At 33.2% G+C, this 17435-nt stretch carries 15 protein-coding genes; 13 read left to right on the top strand and 2 right to left on the bottom strand.

What is annotated here, in order from left to right:
- The first annotated feature begins 25 nt into the window (after positions 1-25).
- On the top strand, positions 26-679 hold the full coding sequence (locus tag AD60_RS08035; RefSeq protein ID WP_103877245.1) for a TIGR00153 family protein: 654 nt from the start codon (positions 26-28) through the stop codon (positions 677-679).
- Between the two features lie 34 nt (positions 680-713).
- On the opposite strand, the gene AD60_RS08030 is transcribed toward AD60_RS08035, so the two are convergent.
- Positions 714-1706 carry an S-layer homology domain-containing protein gene (locus tag AD60_RS08030; RefSeq protein ID WP_158248409.1) on the bottom strand — a complete coding sequence of 331 codons (993 nt, stop codon included), beginning with the start codon at positions 1704-1706 and terminating at the stop codon, positions 714-716.
- Positions 1707-1814: 108 nt separating this feature from the next.
- Between AD60_RS08030 and aspS the strand changes: the two genes are divergently transcribed.
- From aspS to AD60_RS07975, 11 genes are all read left to right on the top strand, one after another.
- Positions 1815-3614, top strand: a complete 1800-nt coding sequence (aspS, locus tag AD60_RS08025; protein WP_103877243.1) for an aspartate--tRNA ligase — start codon at positions 1815-1817, stop codon at positions 3612-3614.
- Positions 3598-4278 (top strand): (d)CMP kinase, encoded by a 681-nt coding sequence (cmk, locus tag AD60_RS08020; protein WP_103877242.1) that lies wholly within the window; start codon positions 3598-3600, stop codon positions 4276-4278. Before aspS ends, cmk begins: the two co-directional genes overlap by 17 nt.
- On the top strand, positions 4268-5122 hold the full coding sequence (gene ispH, locus AD60_RS08015; RefSeq protein WP_103877241.1) for a 4-hydroxy-3-methylbut-2-enyl diphosphate reductase: 855 nt from the start codon (positions 4268-4270) through the stop codon (positions 5120-5122). The genes cmk and ispH overlap by 11 nt, the downstream gene beginning before the upstream one ends.
- On the top strand, positions 5119-6717 hold the full coding sequence (locus AD60_RS08010) for a S1 RNA-binding domain-containing protein (RefSeq protein ID WP_103877240.1): 1599 nt from the start codon (positions 5119-5121) through the stop codon (positions 6715-6717). Before ispH ends, AD60_RS08010 begins: the two co-directional genes overlap by 4 nt.
- 32 nt (positions 6718-6749) lie before the next feature.
- Positions 6750-8132, top strand: a complete 1383-nt coding sequence (der, locus tag AD60_RS08005) for a ribosome biogenesis GTPase Der (RefSeq protein WP_103877239.1) — start codon at positions 6750-6752, stop codon at positions 8130-8132.
- A gap of 55 nt (positions 8133-8187) precedes the next feature.
- Complete coding sequence (gene plsY / locus AD60_RS08000) at positions 8188-8793, top strand: glycerol-3-phosphate 1-O-acyltransferase PlsY (RefSeq protein WP_103877238.1); 606 nt, start codon at positions 8188-8190, stop codon at positions 8791-8793.
- On the top strand, positions 8794-10605 hold the full coding sequence (locus AD60_RS07995; RefSeq protein ID WP_103877237.1) for a hypothetical protein: 1812 nt from the start codon (positions 8794-8796) through the stop codon (positions 10603-10605).
- On the top strand, positions 10598-11047 hold the full coding sequence (locus AD60_RS07990) for a tetratricopeptide repeat protein (protein ID WP_103877236.1): 450 nt from the start codon (positions 10598-10600) through the stop codon (positions 11045-11047). Before AD60_RS07995 ends, AD60_RS07990 begins: the two co-directional genes overlap by 8 nt.
- A gap of 28 nt (positions 11048-11075) precedes the next feature.
- On the top strand, positions 11076-13568 hold the full coding sequence (locus tag AD60_RS07985; RefSeq protein ID WP_103877235.1) for a polysaccharide biosynthesis/export family protein: 2493 nt from the start codon (positions 11076-11078) through the stop codon (positions 13566-13568).
- A gap of 24 nt (positions 13569-13592) precedes the next feature.
- The gene (gene rsmA / locus AD60_RS07980) at positions 13593-14408 is read left to right on the top strand and encodes a 16S rRNA (adenine(1518)-N(6)/adenine(1519)-N(6))-dimethyltransferase RsmA (RefSeq protein ID WP_103877234.1); all 816 of its coding nucleotides are present in this window, start codon (positions 13593-13595) and stop codon (positions 14406-14408) included.
- A gap of 124 nt (positions 14409-14532) precedes the next feature.
- Positions 14533-16239 (top strand): flagellar basal body-associated FliL family protein, encoded by a 1707-nt coding sequence (locus AD60_RS07975; protein WP_103877233.1) that lies wholly within the window; start codon positions 14533-14535, stop codon positions 16237-16239.
- 117 nt (positions 16240-16356) lie between these two features.
- Here AD60_RS07975 and AD60_RS07970 read toward each other — a convergent pair whose 3' ends face one another.
- Positions 16357-16788, bottom strand: a complete 432-nt coding sequence (locus AD60_RS07970; protein WP_199177874.1) for a hypothetical protein — start codon at positions 16786-16788, stop codon at positions 16357-16359.
- A gap of 170 nt (positions 16789-16958) precedes the next feature.
- On the opposite strand from AD60_RS07970, the gene AD60_RS10115 reads away from it, so the two are divergent.
- A complete protein-coding gene (locus tag AD60_RS10115) occupies positions 16959-17195 on the top strand; it encodes a hypothetical protein (RefSeq protein ID WP_146048838.1) in 237 nt (78 codons plus the stop codon).
- Positions 17196-17435: the final 240 nt, after the last annotated feature.

Below are 17435 nucleotides of genomic sequence, written 5' to 3'. Positions count from 1 at the left end.
GTGAAGCTATACGAGGAGGTACGCCATGAAACTTTTTTTTGGAAAAAAGGAAGAAAAAGTTATAAAACTTTTTTCTAAACATCTTGAAAAGGTTGAAGAAGGAGTAAACTCACTTACAGAATTAATAGAATTATATGTAACGAACGATATGGAAAAATCTGTAGAATTATCAAAACAAATATCAAATATAGAAAGCGAAGCTGACACATTAAGAAGAAAAACCGAAAGTGAAATGTACCAAGGAGCTTTTTTGCCTAATTTTAGGGGAGAGCTTTTAGAATTAATAGAAGCCGTTGATAAGGTCATGAATAAAACACAAACTGTTTCAGAAATCTTAGTTTTTCAAAAACCAAAAATACCCGAGGATTTTAGAGAAGATTTTTTAAAACAAAGTGGATTGGTAAAAAAAACTTATAAGTCTTTGAAAAAGTCTATAGAAAACGTATTCGAGAATATAGAAAAAAGTAGTGAATATATTCAAAAAGTTGAATTACACGAACATGAAGAAGATGTCTTAGAGAAAGATTTAATAAGAAGATTGTTTGAAATAGATAATCTTGAATTATCCGAAAAATTGCAGTTAAAAGATCTTTTTTTACAAATTGGAGATATTGCTGATAGAGCTGAAGATGCTTCGGATAAATTAGAAATTATAGTCTTAAAAAGAAATATTAAATAAAAATATCGCTGGTCGAAAAAACCAGCGATATTTTTTATAAAAAGTTCATCATAGCAAAAGTTATTCCCGTAGAAATTACTATCGAGATAATAATATCTAAGAAGTTCAATCCTCCTCCAGCACCTTCAGCTACTTGTCTTACATCACTGACCTCTTGAGATAATTGGTCGACATTAGTTTGAACACTTTGCAAATTTTGTGTTAATTCAGTAATAGACTGAGTATTACTATTTAATCGAACACTTAATTCGTCGGTAGTGTTCTTTAACGAAGTAAACTCAGTTTTATCAACTTTAGAATCTATCTTCGAATTCAAGTTAGCCGTTAAAGCGTTCAATTTCTCCATATCTTGGTTGACTTTAGAAATAGCATTTTGTAAACTAGCATCTGAGTTTTTTAAGGACATTATTTCTTGATTGAAATTAGAAAACGTTTGTGAGAGATTTTGATAATTACTATCCAGACTTTTAACGGTGTTTTCCAAACTGGTAACTCTGTTATTTAAGTTTGTAATATCTGTTTTGCTTACCGCAGACACTGATATAGCGCTGACCTTTTTTTCTAATTCATCTATCTTTGTGGTGGCATAACCAAGTAACTCGTAAGAATTCTGGAGTTCTTTCACAGAATTATCTAGCCTCGAAACGGTACCCTTGAGATTAGAAAGATCACTTGTAGCAGCATCTAATCTTGTTTGAAGTTGTTGTAATTCTGATGATGAAACACCTTGTGGTACAGATAAACTCCTTACGGTTCTTTCCAGATTTGCTAAACTTTGAGCCAAAGGAGCGACCATGCTTTTTTCCATGTAGTCAATCGTTCTGGACAAGGCGACCGTCAATTGATATCTGTTCATGTTTTCTAATCCTTTGAAAGTACCATCCGGGTATCCTTCAATTATGCCAATACGAGAAAGCCTCTCAACTGCGTCATATGCCCAGTGATTAATAGGAACATCTTTAAAGGACTGCGAAAATACTCCCAAAGCCAAAACTAAAAATAGAAACAAAATACCTATCTTTTTCACTACACACACCTCCTGAATTTTAGTAATTTAAATTTTTTTGCTTTTATCGATTTTATTTTACCACAAAAAGTGGTAAAATAATATGAAAAAATATTGGAGGTGTTATTTTTGTTCCAAAAAAGAACTCACACTTGTGGAGAATTAAACGAAATCGATATAGATAAGATCGTTATTTTAAACGGCTGGATAGATAGAATTCGTGATTTAGGAGGAATTATTTTTGTTTTAATAAGAGATAGATACGGTAAAACTCAAGCGGTTTTTGATTCAAGTTATAACAATGCTCTTTATCAAAAAGCTTTGAAATTAAAAAATGAATACGTTGTTTCTATCCAAGGGAAAGTTAGGGCACGTCCTGAAAAAGACAGAAACCCAAATATGTTTACTGGGAATATTGAAATACTTGCAACAAATTTAGAAATCCTTTCTGAATCAGAAACTCCACCCATATACGTCAACATAGAAGAAGATATTTCAGAAAATTTGAGGTTAAAATATAGATATTTGGACTTGAGAAAAGAACGAATGCAAAAGAACATAATAGTTAGGCACAAGGTTATGAAAAGCACAAGAGATATGCTAAGCGCTGAAGGGTTCTTAGAAATTGATACCCCTTACTTAACGAAATCTACACCAGAAGGTGCAAGAGATTTTTTGGTTCCTTCTAGATTAAGACCAGGCAATTTTTACGCCTTGCCTCAATCTCCACAACTTTTCAAACAACTACTGATGGTATCAGGTTTTGATAAATATTTTCAAATAGCTCGCTGTTTTAGAGATGAAGATTTTAGAGCTGATAGACAACCCGAATTCACACAGATTGATATAGAGCAATCTTTTGTTGAAAAAGAGGATATATTTGCATTAACTGAAAAATTAATTAAAGAAATATTCGAAAAGTCTATAAATTACAAAGGATTAGAGATCCCCTTTCCAAAATACACTTATGATGAAGTGATACAAAAATATGGTTCAGATAAACCTGATATACGGTATGGTATGGAATTTATCGACCTAACAGCATATTTTCAAAATACAGAGACTAATTTTATAAAAAATGGGATAGATAAAGGTCTTATATTAAAAGGTTTTGTTGTCCCTGAAAAGGTTGACAATTTTTCCAGAAAAAAATTTGATAACCTCACAGAGTTCGCAAAAGAACAAGGAAGCTCTGGTTTGATTTGGATCGCTTTTGACAAGGAAATAAGATCAAATATAAAAAAAGCTGCAGCTAAAGAGATTAATATCTTAGTAGAACATGGTATAATGAGAGAAGGCGACATTTTATTTGCTATTCTCGAAGAAAAAAACAAAATAGACCAGATTTTAGGACAATTGAGGATAAAAATGATCAAAGAAGAGTTCGAAAAAAAATCTGGGTTCAGTATAATTTGGGTTACTGATTTTCCAATGTTTTCTTGGAATGAGGAAGAGCAAAGAATCGTAGCAGAGCATCACCCCTTTACTATGCCCAATTTAGATGATTTAGCTAAATACAAGAATAAAGACCCTTTAAAAATCAAATCTCAATCTTATGATCTTGTTATAAATGGTTATGAGATCGCAAGTGGCAGCATAAGAATACACAAAAAAGATGTACAAGAAAAGGTTTTTGATATTTTAGGCTTGAGCAAGGAAGAGGCACAAGAGAAATTTGGTTTCTTGTTAGAGGCTTTTAAGTATGGTGCTCCTCCTCACGGTGGTATAGCGATTGGAATGGATAGATTGGTGAGCATACTTGTAGGAGAAGAATCGATAAAAGAGGTAATTGCATTCCCAAAAACAGCTTCTGGAACTGATCCTATGACCGGTGCCCCGTCAGAAGTCAGCGAAAAACAACTGGAAGAATTACAACTCGCTTTGAAAAAAACAAACAAGAGTGAGATGCAAAATGACTCAAGAAGCTAAAAAAATAAAAATTGCTATAGATGGCCCGGCAGGATCAGGAAAATCTACGATCGCAGAAAAATTAGCTAATATACTAAAGATAAATTATCTAAATAGTGGAGCTTTGTATAGAATCATTGGTTATTACCTAAATGAACAAAAGGTGGACCCACAAGATTCAAAAAATATAGAAAATATTTTAGAAAAACTTAACATTGAAATAAAAAACAACCATTATTTTTTAGGAGAAAAAGATGTTACTACCATCATTAAAGACTCAAAAATCGGCGATTTAGCTTCTCTCTATTCTCGTAATAATATTATTAGAGAAAAAGTTAATGAAATAATAAAAAAGATTGCCGAAAAGGGCAGTATAGTGGTTGATGGAAGAGATATAGGAACCGTAGTTCTGCCAGAAAGTGATTTAAAAATATACCTAACAGCATCTATAGAAGAAAGAGCTAAAAGAAGATGGGGTGAAGAAAAGGGGAAAAAACCAAATATTTCTTTTACTGAAATATTGGAAGAAATAAAAAATAGGGATTACAATGATTCAAACCGTTCTATAGCTCCATTAAAGCCAGCACGAGATGCAATAATTATAGATACTACTAATCTATCCATAGAGGAAGTCCTGCAAAAAGTACTAAAAATTGTCGAAGAGAGTGGGATTTATGGAGATTAATGTAGCGAAAAGAACCGGTTTTTGCTCAGGTGTTCAACAAGCGTACAATGAAGTTAAAAACTCCATTGATGACAAAAATAAAATTTATATTTACGGTGAGTTGGTACACAATAAAAAGGTAATAGAAGAGTTAAACAGAGCAGGGGCAATAACTATAAAAGGATTAGATGATATACCCGAAGATTCCATAAACGAAACGGTAATCATTAGAGCCCATGGTATTTCAAAGGCTGAGAAAGAACTTTTAGTAGAAAGATTCTCTAAAGTTATTGACATGACTTGCCCAATAGTTACAAATTTAGTAAAATACGTTTGGAACAAACAAAAAGAAGGATTCTTTGTTGTCGTGTATGGAAAACCTGATCATCCAGAGATACTAGGGCTAAAAGGAAACGTAGATGAGGGTAAATTATTAATAACACTCTCTCCAGTGAAAATACCTCAAAGAAAGATATTGATCGTATCACAAACAACCATGAGCAATGAAGAATACAAAAATTTTATAGTCAGTATACTTACTATTAATTCTTTTACGGAGGTGTTGATAAGAGATACTATTTGTTCTGAAACTGTCTTAAGGGAAAAGGAAACACTCGAACTTTCTAAAAAAAGCACTTTGATGTTAGTTATAGGCGGAAAAAACAGTTCCAATACTCAAAAATTATACCGTATTTCAAAAAAATATTGCGAAAGGACATACCATATCGAATCTCTTGAAGAACTGAAAGAAATAGTTATCTCTCCACAAGACAAAATAGGAATAGTTACTGGTTCATCCACACCAACATCAGAATTAAACAAAGTGTTGGAGTATCTAAGCCAAAAGAAGGAGGATCTCTCATGATGGAGGAAAAAACTTTTGAAAAACTTTTGAACGAACAAGAGATAAACGAAGTAAAAAAAGGAAAAATAATAGAAGGAAAGGTGTTTGAAATAAATAGTGATGGTATATGGGTTGCTTTAGAAGGTGCAACAGGCGACGTATTTGTAAGTCAAGAAGAACTCATAAAACCATTACAAGAATATCAAGTAGGTCAAAAGATAGTGGTAGAAATAACTAAAACAAATGATGCTGAAGGTTTAAACTTTGCTTCTGAAAGAAGGGCTGTTTGGAATGAAACCATGAATAAAATAAAAGAAGGAGAAAATTATCCAATTATCTTTAAAAACAGGCTAAGGAAAGGCTACAGTGTATTGATTGAAGGACTTATCGGTGCATTTCTTCCTGGTTCATTATCTTTATTAAGCCCTAAAGACGATTTACCTGAAGGAGAAAAAATGGCTAAAGTTATTTCTAAAAATGGAAGAAACATAGTCGTATCGATAAAAGATTACGCAGAAGAAAAAATTAATCAAATTTTCAATGAATACGAAGAGGGAATGGTAATTGACGGCGTGGTAGAGGATATAAAAAATTTTGGTGCCTTTGTAAGATTGGCCGATCATTTGAATGGTCTCATACCGGCAAGAGAGGTTAGCTGGGACGAGAAGATTTCTATAAAAGATCATCTAAAAGTGGGTCAAAAAGTTAAAGCGCTGATAATAAGATTGGACAGGGAGAAGAAGAGAATTTCACTATCCCTTAAACGTTTGAAAGAAGATCCTTGGAAGTCAGTGGATGAAAAGTATCCTATAGGAAGTATTGCTCAAGGTACTGTGACCAACATATTACCTTTTGGTTTTACTGTCAAGATAGACGAAGGTTTAGAAGGTTTGGTTCATGAAACTGAAGTATTTTGGGGCAGGAAAGGTAGGATAAGCGACGTAGTAAATGTTGGAGACAATGTTCAAGTTAAAATATTGAATATAGACAAAGAAAATAAAAAGATTAATCTAAGTTATAAGCAAGTTATAGGAAATCCATGGGAAACCATAGAAGAAAAATACAACGAAGGGAACATTGTTACAGGAACCGTAGAAAAGGTTCTAAATAACGGAGCGATCATAAAAATAGATGAGGGGGTCTCTGGCTTTTTGCACGTCTCAGAAATTTCATGGGACTTTGTGGATGATATTTCTACAGTTCTTCAAGAAAAACAAAAGATTAAAGTGAAAATAATAAAAATAGACAAGGATAACAAAAGGATGAGACTATCAGTTAGAGAAACGAAAGAAAACCCTTGGAAAAAGGCTTCACAGGAGATAAAACCAGGTGATACTGTTAAAGGAAAAATAATTCGTTTTTTAGATAAAGGAGCAATAGTTCTCATCGATGATTACGAAGTAGAGGCTTATCTACCTGCAAGCAAGGCTTCCACAAATTCAAAAAGTCTTGAGGAATCATATAGTATCGGTGATCAAATAGAAGCAAAAGTTTTAGAGATTGGTCTTGAAAATGAATTTAAAAGGGGAAACATGATTATAAGTGTATCACATTTACAAGAGGAAAGAGAAAAAGAAGAAGCTATAAAAATAATTAATGAAATGAATGAAGATTAAATGATTCAACGAAAAACAAGAGGTGGAATAGCTTGGAAAAACCGACGGTTCTCATAATTGGAAAACCCAATGTGGGAAAATCAACATTATTCAACAGAATGATAGGTGAAAGAAAATCAATAGTTCATGATATGCCCGGTGTAACGAGGGATAATATATTCTCCACAATCCAATGGGATGACATATCTTTTACCTTAGTCGATACGTGTGGTATATTCGAACAACCAGAAGACAATATAGAAGAAAGACAGAAAAAAATAATTTTTGATAGTTTAAAAGACGTATCTTTGGTGATATTTGTAATCGATGGAAAGAATGGACTTACATCAGAAGACTATCACATAGCTGACTACTTAAGAAAATCCAATTCAAAGGTTATCTTAGTTGTTAACAAAGCAGAGAATTTTGAAAAATACGAGTGGGAGACAAAACCGGAGATTTACTCTCTGGGCTTTGGAGAAGGGATCCCTGTTTCCGCCGAACATAATAGAAACATCCCTTCTTTAATGGATGCTATCGTAAACTCATTAAAAACTTCTGGTTTTGATTCGGAAGAATCTGTTGATAACGAAAGTGAAAACAAAGAAATAAAAGTATCCATTATCGGGCGACCTAATGTTGGAAAATCTTCTCTTTTTAACAGCATAGTTGGTTCAGAAAGAGCCATTGTTTCTGAAATACCTGGAACCACCCGAGACGCCATTGATCATTTAGTTAAGATAGGTGATAAGTCCTTTAGATTCATAGATACCGCTGGAATGAGAAAAAAAAGTACCATTCATTATGGAAGTATCGAAATGTTTTCTATATCTAGGACGATCAAAGCCGTTGAAAAATCAGATGTAGTTATATTAGTAGTTGATTCCACAGAGGGCATAACCCATCAAGACAAAAGCATCATAGGTGTCGCAGAAAAAAGGGGAAAGGGAACCATTATTGCCTTTAACAAGTGGGATCTAGTTAAGAATAACCAAAAAAGAAAAGAAGAATTTTTTAAATATTTTGAAAAAGAACTCTATTTTGTAAATTATAGCCCATTAGTATTCACATCCGTACCACGAAGATGGGGAATACAGGAGTTGATAACAGCTATAGAAGAAGTAGAAAAATCTAGAAACAAAAAAATCCCCACAAGTGCGTTGAATGCAGCCTTAGAAAAATACACATTGGTTACTCCACCACCAGTTAAAAAAGGAAAAAGAATCAAATTTTACTATGCTACACAGGTAGGCAACAAACCTCCTGTTTTCGTATTCTATTCGAATTTACCATACGATATACCAAAATATTATCAACAAGGTTTGAGAAACATGATAAGACATTACATTGATCCTTTCATTGGTTCACCTATCTTTTTAAAATTTGAAGCAAGAAAAAGTCAAGAAAAGACTAAGGTCAAACATAAAATACTTTAAAATTCGTTTTTAAAATTTTAAAACATTACCAATCCTATTTCAGGGAGGAAATTATATGTCCATTGTTGCTTTGATCATCAGTTATCTATGTGGAGCTATTCCTTTCAGCTTCTTGATTCCATGGAGCAAAGGAATAGACATAAGAAAAACTGGAAGCGGAAATGTTGGAGGAACCAATGTTTTAAGGACTTTGGGGCCGAAATGGGGTTCCCTTTCAATACTTCTTGACATTTTGAAAGCATTCATTCCAATTTTAATAATAAGACTTATTTTTGGCGTTGATTCCTGGATTACTTATTTATCTTTGATTACCCTTGTTTTAGGTCACGACTATCCAATATTTTTAAAATTTAAGGGTGGAAAAGGAGTCGCATCTACATTAGGTGGTTACTTTGCTTTGAGTCCAATGTTAGGTGTAATATTTCTGTTAGTTTGGTTACCCGTGGAATTAACCACAAAATATGTTTCTTTATCATCCCTTTTAGGTTTACTTATAACCGCAATCTTAGGTTATTTTTGGGATTTAAAAATGGGCGTTACCTACACAATTTTGTTTTTACTAAGTTTGTTTAAACACAGATCGAATATCAAAAGGTTACTATCAAATTCTGAAAATAAAACAGACATTATAAAAATCTTAGCAAAGGAACGTAAAGGTTAAATGAAAAAAGCACTTATCTTCCTTTTTATTTATCTTTTACTAATGAACTTTTGGGTATTTTCTCAGGAGCTGTCAGAAAGTGAATTAAAATCTAGAGAACTTTTTTCAGAAAGTCTTCAGTTGTTATTTAAAGGGGAAAAATACGAGGCACGTGTTAAGTTGAATCAGGCAATGAGCGGAGAAATATACATAACAGATATACCCAAACTCTGGTACTATGCAGCAAAATTGGATTTACAATTAGGAATGATAGACAAAGCTATTCAGGACTTGGAAAATTCTTTATTATTCTCTACCGTGAATGAAGAGACTAATACATTGTTGAACTTTATAAACAGCATCAAAAATTTTTCACTTTCCAACTATGCTACACCTGTATTTCTCGAAATCAGCCAAACAGCAGGAGTAAAGGATTCTTTTGAAAGATTTTATAATCCAGTAGACTGTGAGATCATCAATTCTAATTTGTACGTCTTAGACTCTCAAAACCACTTAATATTTAAAACAAGCAACTACGAAGAAGCATGGATAAGATTGGACGAAGACAAAAATTATTATTCTATCAATGCTGACGAAAACCTAAACAGAGTTTACCTAGGCACAGATCAAGGGATCTACTACTTTGAAAGTTATTCCCCAATCGTTAGAAAAGAAATTAAAACCGAATCAACGATTGAAAGTACGGTATTAACAAGCGAAATAGAAAACCAAATGGAAGTTTTGACAGAAGGTTTTCCATTTGTTATTTACGATATCGATAACGCTGGAAGGTTAGTCGGATACGATCCATACAACAATGAAATAAAAATCATAGGTTACAACGGTGAAATACTTCAACGAAAAAAATTTGATCATTCAATATTATTTCTCGACGGAGCCTTATGGCACAATAATTTATACCTTATTGATTACGCAAGTTCATCAGTTTTTAATTTCAATATATTAAAAAATGAAGTGGTGAACACCATGCAATTACCGTTTAAAACTTATATTTCTCTTGAAGTTCTTCCGTGGAATAAAATCTTAGTTTCTTCTGTTGAAGATGGTATAGAAATTTTAGAAGATGGAGAACTCAAACCAATCGATGATGATTTAACCAATGAAATTATTAGTCAATTCAGGGGAAAAATAAAAATTGAAAATGGTGTGCTTATCCTTTCGGATTTAGAAAGTAACAAGGTTTACTTGGAAAGAATAGATTCACATACTGAAAGTAACCTGTATATTTTAAATTTATACGGTTTGAAGTATAGCAAAAACGATAGAACGGTGACCCTAAAAATTAATATCAACGATATCTCAGGAGAAAAAATGGATTTTTTAACCAAAAATATATATGTCATGGATTCAGGAGGAAGAGTGCCCTTTGATCATCACCGTACTTATTCGATATCAGATACTTATGAATATGAAATTAATGATCTCTTCCAAGTTCATGTGCCACAAATTAACACCGATTCGAAGATATTAACCCATGGCGAAATCAACATAGAACTAACGCCTGAAAAGACCATACCTTTTATCCTTTCAAGTAGTTCATTGTTTCATCTGACTAATACTAATGGAGAAGAAGTGAACACAAACTTAGAAAACCTCGCCTTCATGAGCAGAGGGGGTATTATAGATCAAAACCAAGAAGAATACCTGAAAGGTTATTTGAAAGTTTCATATAAACCTATTGATTATTTAGAATACAACTTATTTCCTCCAATAATCAGTGGGATAAATCCAGCTGGTGTCTCTCTGTTATTAGAAGATAAAACTTTAGTCGATACTCTTTTTTACTATACTGAAGGGGATATAAATGAATAAAGAACTGGCATATTATTACAACCAAAAGGCAAACACTATGTTAGAAAAAGGAAATTATCTAAATGCGGCTTCCTATTACAAAAAAGCGATATCTCTACTTCCTGACGATCCTATGTTCTATCATAACATTGGTGTTTGTTATATGCTAAGTGAGGATTACGAAAAAGCTAGTACATTTTTAGAAATTGCTTTAGAAAAAGGCATAGACTTAGATGAAACAAAACTTTATCTTGCACATTCATTATACGAAATAGAAAAGTATGAAGATATATTATCTTTAAAAGAACCTCAAGATGGACAAAACAAAATAAACTTTTTGATCATAAAATCAAAAGCTGCGTTGAAAAGCGGAAACAACGAAGTTGCAAAAAAGATAGTAAGCCATTTAAAAATGTCAGGTTACAATTCTCAAGAATTAGAACTAATAGAAAAAATGATATAACAAAAAATTTTAGTGGGGAGGATAAAAAATGAAAAAAGGTCATTTTATTGCCGTTCTTTTATTTCTTTTGGTTTTACCAATTATAACTTTCTCATATAACGTAAGGACAGGTGACACCTTAGGAATTTGGGTCCTGGGATATCCAGAATATTCCATAACCAATGCAATAGTTGGACCAGAAGGAGAGATCACAGTACCTCCTATTGGCAGAATAAAAGCAGAAGGTAGAACTTTAGGAGAAATTGAAAATGAAATATCGACTAAAATGGAAAGTTATATAAAAACTAATAAAGTTACGGTTGGGATCACCCAGTACGCCCCATTTTCGGTAACCGTTTTAGGAAACACCAACATAAACGGCGTTATTGACATAAGAAACGAAAAGATTAAACTTTCTGATCTAATTGGCTTAGCTGGTGGTATAAAAGATATTACTAAATCCTCGTACGCGTTGATCAAATCTCCCGATGGAAAGGAACAAAAAGTTAATATTGAATGGATCAAAAGTGGAGAAGCTGGTGAAGATCCTTACATATATGAAAATTACTTTGTCCTCTTCCCATACGATTATACAAACAAAGTCACTGTTTTTTCGGATTTCGGTACCTCATCGTTAGATTACTATGAAGGTTTGACGTTGAAAACAGTCATCTCTTCCATGAATATTCCTACTAATAAGATGCCTACTAAAATAATGATTGTTCGAGAAGCAGAAATTCAAGAAGTCCCATTTGATGAAATAGTAAAAAAAGAAGATTATTCCTTACAACCAGGTGACACAGTCATAATTCCTTACAACTATACGAATAATGTTCTTGTATTTTCTGATTTTGGATCAGCTTCTTTAGAATACTTTGAAGGTATGGGAATAAAATCTGTAATAACATTACTTAACGTTAGTCTAAACAAAGTGGAAGACTCTGTAGCGGTTGTTAGAGAAGGAAACACAACAACTTTATCTTTACAGAAAATAACCAACGATGAAGATTTTTCACTTCAACCTGGCGATACGGTAATAATAAATAAATTTGAAAATTATGTCTACGTAAGTTCACAAGAAATTTCAAGAAGAGTCGATTTTGAAAAACAAGAAAGAATGAACATCAGAACACTCTTAACTAAAGTTAGTATAAGTGAAGAAAATGTGGAAGAAGTTCAAGTAAACAACCAATCCGTCGATACAAGTTTTGATCTAAAAAAAGGTGATTTTGTTCAAATTACACTTAAAAGAAACTATGTTTATCTAAGTGGGGCATTCAACAGAACGGGAAAGGTTGAATTTTTACCCGATGAAAAAATAAGCATGGATAAGGTAGTTGGATTAGCAGGTGGTTTCAGTAACAATTTTTCGGGTAACTTGGTTATCGTGGAAAATTCTGGAAGTACAAAAAGTTTAACCGTTGATCCGAATAACTTAACGGCGTTGAAAGATGTTTTATTAAGCTCTGGCTCAACGATAATAGCTGACACAGAATTAAGAATAGCGTATATATTCGGAGAATTCTCGAATGTTAGAGCCTACAATCAAGGAGAAAGTTTGTACGAGTTACTACTACCGTTTAATTTGAATGAATCCTACCAAGTTAGATATCAAATCGATGAAAAAACGGGAACTTTAACAGCGAATGAATTTGACAGTTTAAAAAATATTCCACTCGAAGGCAAGGTCTTTGTAGAGATTTCAAAAATTGCTCCAGACCAAGTTATCGTCTACAAGGCAGGAGAAACACAAGTTATTCAACAAAAAAATGTAAGGTTAATTGATGTCTTCGCGTCGGTAAAGGGATTCTCTCCCGTAGATACTGGTACAATCACAATCTACCAAAACAATGAAAAGATAAAAACGATAAATTCTGAAGAATTGTTAAATAATTTAATGATGGAGGTCCCTAAAGGTTCCTACGTCGTTGTTCAACCGGAAGTGAGTGGATCATACATAGCTGTTTTGGGAAATATCTCTCCAAAAAGTCTAAGAACGGATGTCCCTATGAGCTTGGTTGAGATCCTTTCTAGCTCCGCTATCGATTGGAAAAATCAAGAGAGCATCTTCATCTACACAAAAAACAATGAAGAAATAAAAGTCGATATAAAAGACGTTGATTCCTTAAGAAATGTACTCGTTAACCCTGGATCTATAGTCTACGTACCACCGATAGAAGAGCAAGTTGTTTACGTCTTTGGAGAAGTATCAAAACCCGGTATTATTCCATACAATTCAGGCATGACAGTGCTAGACGCTATACTCAAAGCCGGGAACGCCTCTCAATCTGCTCAATTAACAACTGTATACTTATTCAAAGATGGCCCAGAAAATCCACCTGTTACTTTAGATTTATCCGGTATAATAAATGCAGCCCCTGTAAAAACTGGAATGAACCCAGAAGTAAAACCAAAAGATATTATCTACATTCCAAAAAACACACTCACCAACATCGTCGAAGTTATGAGTGTAGTACAAACATTCATGAGTTTTATTAACACTGGTTTCGATACATACACAAAGGTATCTGGATTATTTTAATGAAATAAGAAAGGTGAAATTTCTTTGAAAACCTCTGAATGGCTTAAGAAGTACGATATCAGATTAAAAAAAGGGTTGGGGCAAAATTTCTTATCTAACTCAAACGTATCTCATGAAATAGTTCAAAAAAGTGAAATCGATGAAAATGACGTAATAATAGAAATTGGAACCGGCAATGGAATCCTCACAGAAGAGATAGCTAAGAATGCCAAAAAAGTAATAACTTTCGAAATTGATGAAAGGCTCAAACCGTTATTAGAAGAAAGATTTGAAGATTCACAAAATGTAGAAATACATTTTGAGGATTTCTTAAACGCAGACCTTTCTAAATTCAAAGATATTTCAAAATTAAAATATATCGCAAACATCCCATATTATATCTCTTCAAGAATATTAGAAAAGATATTTGAAGAGTCTCCAAAATTTGAATACGCAATTTTTATGTTTCAAAAAGAGTTTGGACACCGTTTGATGGCAAAATCAAAAAAAAGTTACAGCCCTTTAAGTATATTCGTTCAGACTTACTGTACCGTCGAAAAAATCATGGATGTATCTAGGAATAATTTCATACCAATTCCAAAAGTAGATTCAGTAATATTAAAGTTCAACCCTTTATATAAGTATGTAGAAGAAATAGATCCAAAAGATTTCATGAAATTTGTTCACATGTGTTTTTCTAAAAGAAGGAAAACCATAAAAAACAATCTAAAGGGGATAATACCTGATGCTGAAAAATATCTAACTGAGGTACAAATTGACCCGTCATCTCGACCAGAAGATATTCCCTTAGAAACATACATACAGCTATATAAAATGATTTCGAGTAAACATCTTATGTAATTACAGAGTTTTAGAGGGGCTGGGGAACCGCAGGTCCCTTCCTTCAAAAGGGCGGGCAGCGGGGCGAAGGGACGCTAAATAAGTTTTCTAAAGGAACAACATAATTATCTTTGGAGGGATAGAAATGGCTGATCAGAACAATTCAGAAAATAAGAATGAAAATAAATTAGAGTACGAAAGTTTAATTAACCAAGAAGAAAAGAAACCACCACAAAACAGGGAGAGATTAATTATAATTACAACTATTATTGCAATAATTGTATTAGGTATTGTGATCATATTTTCTCTGTTGTTTTTTGGTGGAAAGTATAATGTAACGATCAACTACGAAATAGTTGCGTCAGGAGGTCTGCAAGAACCTTACAAAGAAATAAAAGTTCAATTGATTGGAGCCAATACTTACGAAGCATCTTTTCCCGTTGGAGAAAGTATAGAATTAACGTCCATAGAAGAAGGAACTTATCAACTAAATATCATGGCAGTTGATGATACGGGGCTCGCCTACTACTACTATAACAACCCAGAATTCTTTGTGAACGAAAATAAAACACTAAACGACATAAAACTAAAAAAATCATCTTTGAAATATCAGGTAGATTATAGGTGGGTTAATAACGATTTGTACATAACCCTTCCACAAGACTATGAACAATATTTAATTTATAGAAGAAATAGTTCTGGAATTTATGAACCTTTTAGGACATCCAACCAAAATACTATTATTTTAAGTTCTGTACCTTCTGAAGGAGTGGATCTAAAATTTGCTGTTGTTAAAAATAACATGGTTTATGATTTCTCTGAAAACTATTCTTTTCAAAAAAACAGTTCTCCAAATAGCCCTATAATCTTATCTCCATCTGCAAATCAACTATTAACCGAACCAAATGTATACTTCGTATGGCAAGCGGAAGACCCTGAAGGAGATTCTTTGGTCTTTGACTTATATTTAACCCCCGACTCAGAACAAGAACAACTCATAGCTGAAAATATCAATACCTATTTTTATCAATTTAATTCCTTGGAAATGGGAAAAAATTACACCTTAAGAATTGTTGCAAAGGATAAAAAAGGTGGAGAATCTACTTCTCAAATAAGATTTTCTACTGGAGTCGTACCTCAAGAAAAAGTCTACCTTTACTCTCCAAGTGGTGAAATGGGAGTAACGATATATGAAGTTACAAATCCAAGTAATCCTCAAGAAATCGCTACAATAGACGCGCCAGGAAACGTCACAGATGTAATTAATCACGATAATTATCTTTATATATTGAGAAATATTGAAGGATTAAGCATCGCAGAAATAAGCGATCCTAATTCTCCAACACTGTTAGAAAACTTGAATTTAGAAGGTATTAACGGTATTAAAATCGCCAATGGCTATTTATATGCTAGATTTGAAAACGGACAAGTTAGTGTCTACTCTATTAAAGATAATCCACGTAATCCTGAATTTCTCGGATACACTGACATTAAGTTCTATGGAGCGTTAGAACCTGAAATCAGGTACATTCAAACCCAGCAAGACTTAAAAGTCGAAATTATAAAAGGCGAGTACCCGGTTAGAATTAACCTCAACAACCGTGTTTTTGTTACGGAATATTCCTTATTAGTAGCCAACACAGAAATAAAAAAAACTGTGGAAAATTCCTTTTCGCAAGTGTTTGATACTCTTAGACTCATATTCTCAACTTATAAGCCTGAAGATTTTAGAAGTAATGAAAAAATCTCCGAAATTGAGAACAAATTGCTTTCAGCCTTAAATGAATTGTTTAATACAAACACCACTAACGGTATAAAAGAAGTAAATTTAGATGTTTCTAGAGTGGAATGATTTTCACTTCACACTTTTTTGCTAAGTTAATGTAAGCTCTTAACTGTTAATTTGTGTTTGAGATAGCATTGTTCTCTGAAGGCTGCACTTTCAACTTCGAGATTCGTATTCGCAGAATCAGCGAAAAGTGCATGAATCATTGGGACAACTAACGAAGAATCTTTTTTTGATGCTTCTTTGGCGATGGCATCCATTTTTGCCATCGCCACTTCTTCTTGCATATAAGTAAAAGGGCCTAACAGGTAAAAGAGCAAAGCCCATAGAATGCATCCCAAAAATTTTTTTAAAACGCCAATCGGTGAAACCCATATAATTATCCACAAATCGGAAAAGCAAGTTGGAATTTCTTCTTTCATTAATGTAAATTACATATTCTAACCATTCAGCTAATGTCCCTCTGATTATTTCTAACCTTTCCTCTTCTAACCTTTCCCTTACATAATCTGTGTAAGGATCATGTTGTCTTGAATATATTTCTCCTATGTATAATACTATACTGTCTTCAGAAATTCTAAAACATGCATTGTAACTAACTTTTAATACCTTCAATGTTATACTTTTACCTCCTCACTGTATAATGTATTTGATACTACATTTTTATTATCTCGTAAGGAGGTCATTCAATTGTCATTATACGGTAACTCTTCTCAACTGTACTTCGATTTTGTCTACTCTGGCTAAAAGAAACGCCCCGAACGGGGTCATGGAGAAAAAACATTATGAATTTAAGTATCGCCTTTAAGAAGGAGTTTGACCCTTCTTATTTGGATAAGGTTATCGTTTTTACCGTCTTTAAAGGCATCAAAGAGGGAATCTTTGATACCAGTTATCTTGTTGTTGATTCTTACCCCATTATCTTTAATTCTTTCTTCAACAACAAGAAGAGTCACGGTAAATTTGAGGAAACGGGCTTTCGCCTCTTAAGGATTATAAAGAGTGCTATCGTTCTCCTTTAGAAGCAAATTTCGGCGTTAAACCTGTTTCTAATTCTAAACCTATCTACGATAAGTACGGTAACCCAAAGAATTCTATCTCCTATCCTGCGCTATGCGCTGTCTCCTTTTTTGGTTACAAGGCTCATACTATTACTTTCCTCAACGTCCCTATCTTCACCGTGGTTTCCCCTGCTTCTGCCTATGACAAGAATTATGCTTTAACCCTTTTGGAAAAGGTTGTTAAGTACTTGGATCTTAGTG

Origin of the sequence: Petrotoga sp. SL27 (assembly GCF_002924605.1) — a bacterium.
Taxonomy (GTDB): domain Bacteria; phylum Thermotogota; class Thermotogae; order Petrotogales; family Petrotogaceae; genus Petrotoga; species Petrotoga sibirica.
Note: the sequence above shows the minus strand (reverse complement) of the source record. Positions and strands in the feature narration are given on the sequence as shown.

Coding starts and splice junctions, on each gene's coding strand:
- AD60_RS08035 (WP_103877245.1), top strand. CDS start 26: ATGAAACTTTTTTTTGGAAAAAAGGAAGAAAAAGTTATAAAACTTTTT.
- cmk (WP_103877242.1), top strand. CDS start 3,598: ATGACTCAAGAAGCTAAAAAAATAAAAATTGCTATAGATGGCCCGGCA.
- ispH (WP_103877241.1), top strand. CDS start 4,268: ATGGAGATTAATGTAGCGAAAAGAACCGGTTTTTGCTCAGGTGTTCAA.
- AD60_RS08010 (WP_103877240.1), top strand. CDS start 5,119: ATGATGGAGGAAAAAACTTTTGAAAAACTTTTGAACGAACAAGAGATA.
- plsY (WP_103877238.1), top strand. CDS start 8,188: ATGTCCATTGTTGCTTTGATCATCAGTTATCTATGTGGAGCTATTCCT.
- AD60_RS07995 (WP_103877237.1), top strand. CDS start 8,794: ATGAAAAAAGCACTTATCTTCCTTTTTATTTATCTTTTACTAATGAAC.
- AD60_RS07990 (WP_103877236.1), top strand. CDS start 10,598: ATGAATAAAGAACTGGCATATTATTACAACCAAAAGGCAAACACTATG.
- AD60_RS07985 (WP_103877235.1), top strand. CDS start 11,076: ATGAAAAAAGGTCATTTTATTGCCGTTCTTTTATTTCTTTTGGTTTTA.
- AD60_RS07975 (WP_103877233.1), top strand. CDS start 14,533: ATGGCTGATCAGAACAATTCAGAAAATAAGAATGAAAATAAATTAGAG.
- AD60_RS10115 (WP_146048838.1), top strand. CDS start 16,959: ATGAATTTAAGTATCGCCTTTAAGAAGGAGTTTGACCCTTCTTATTTG.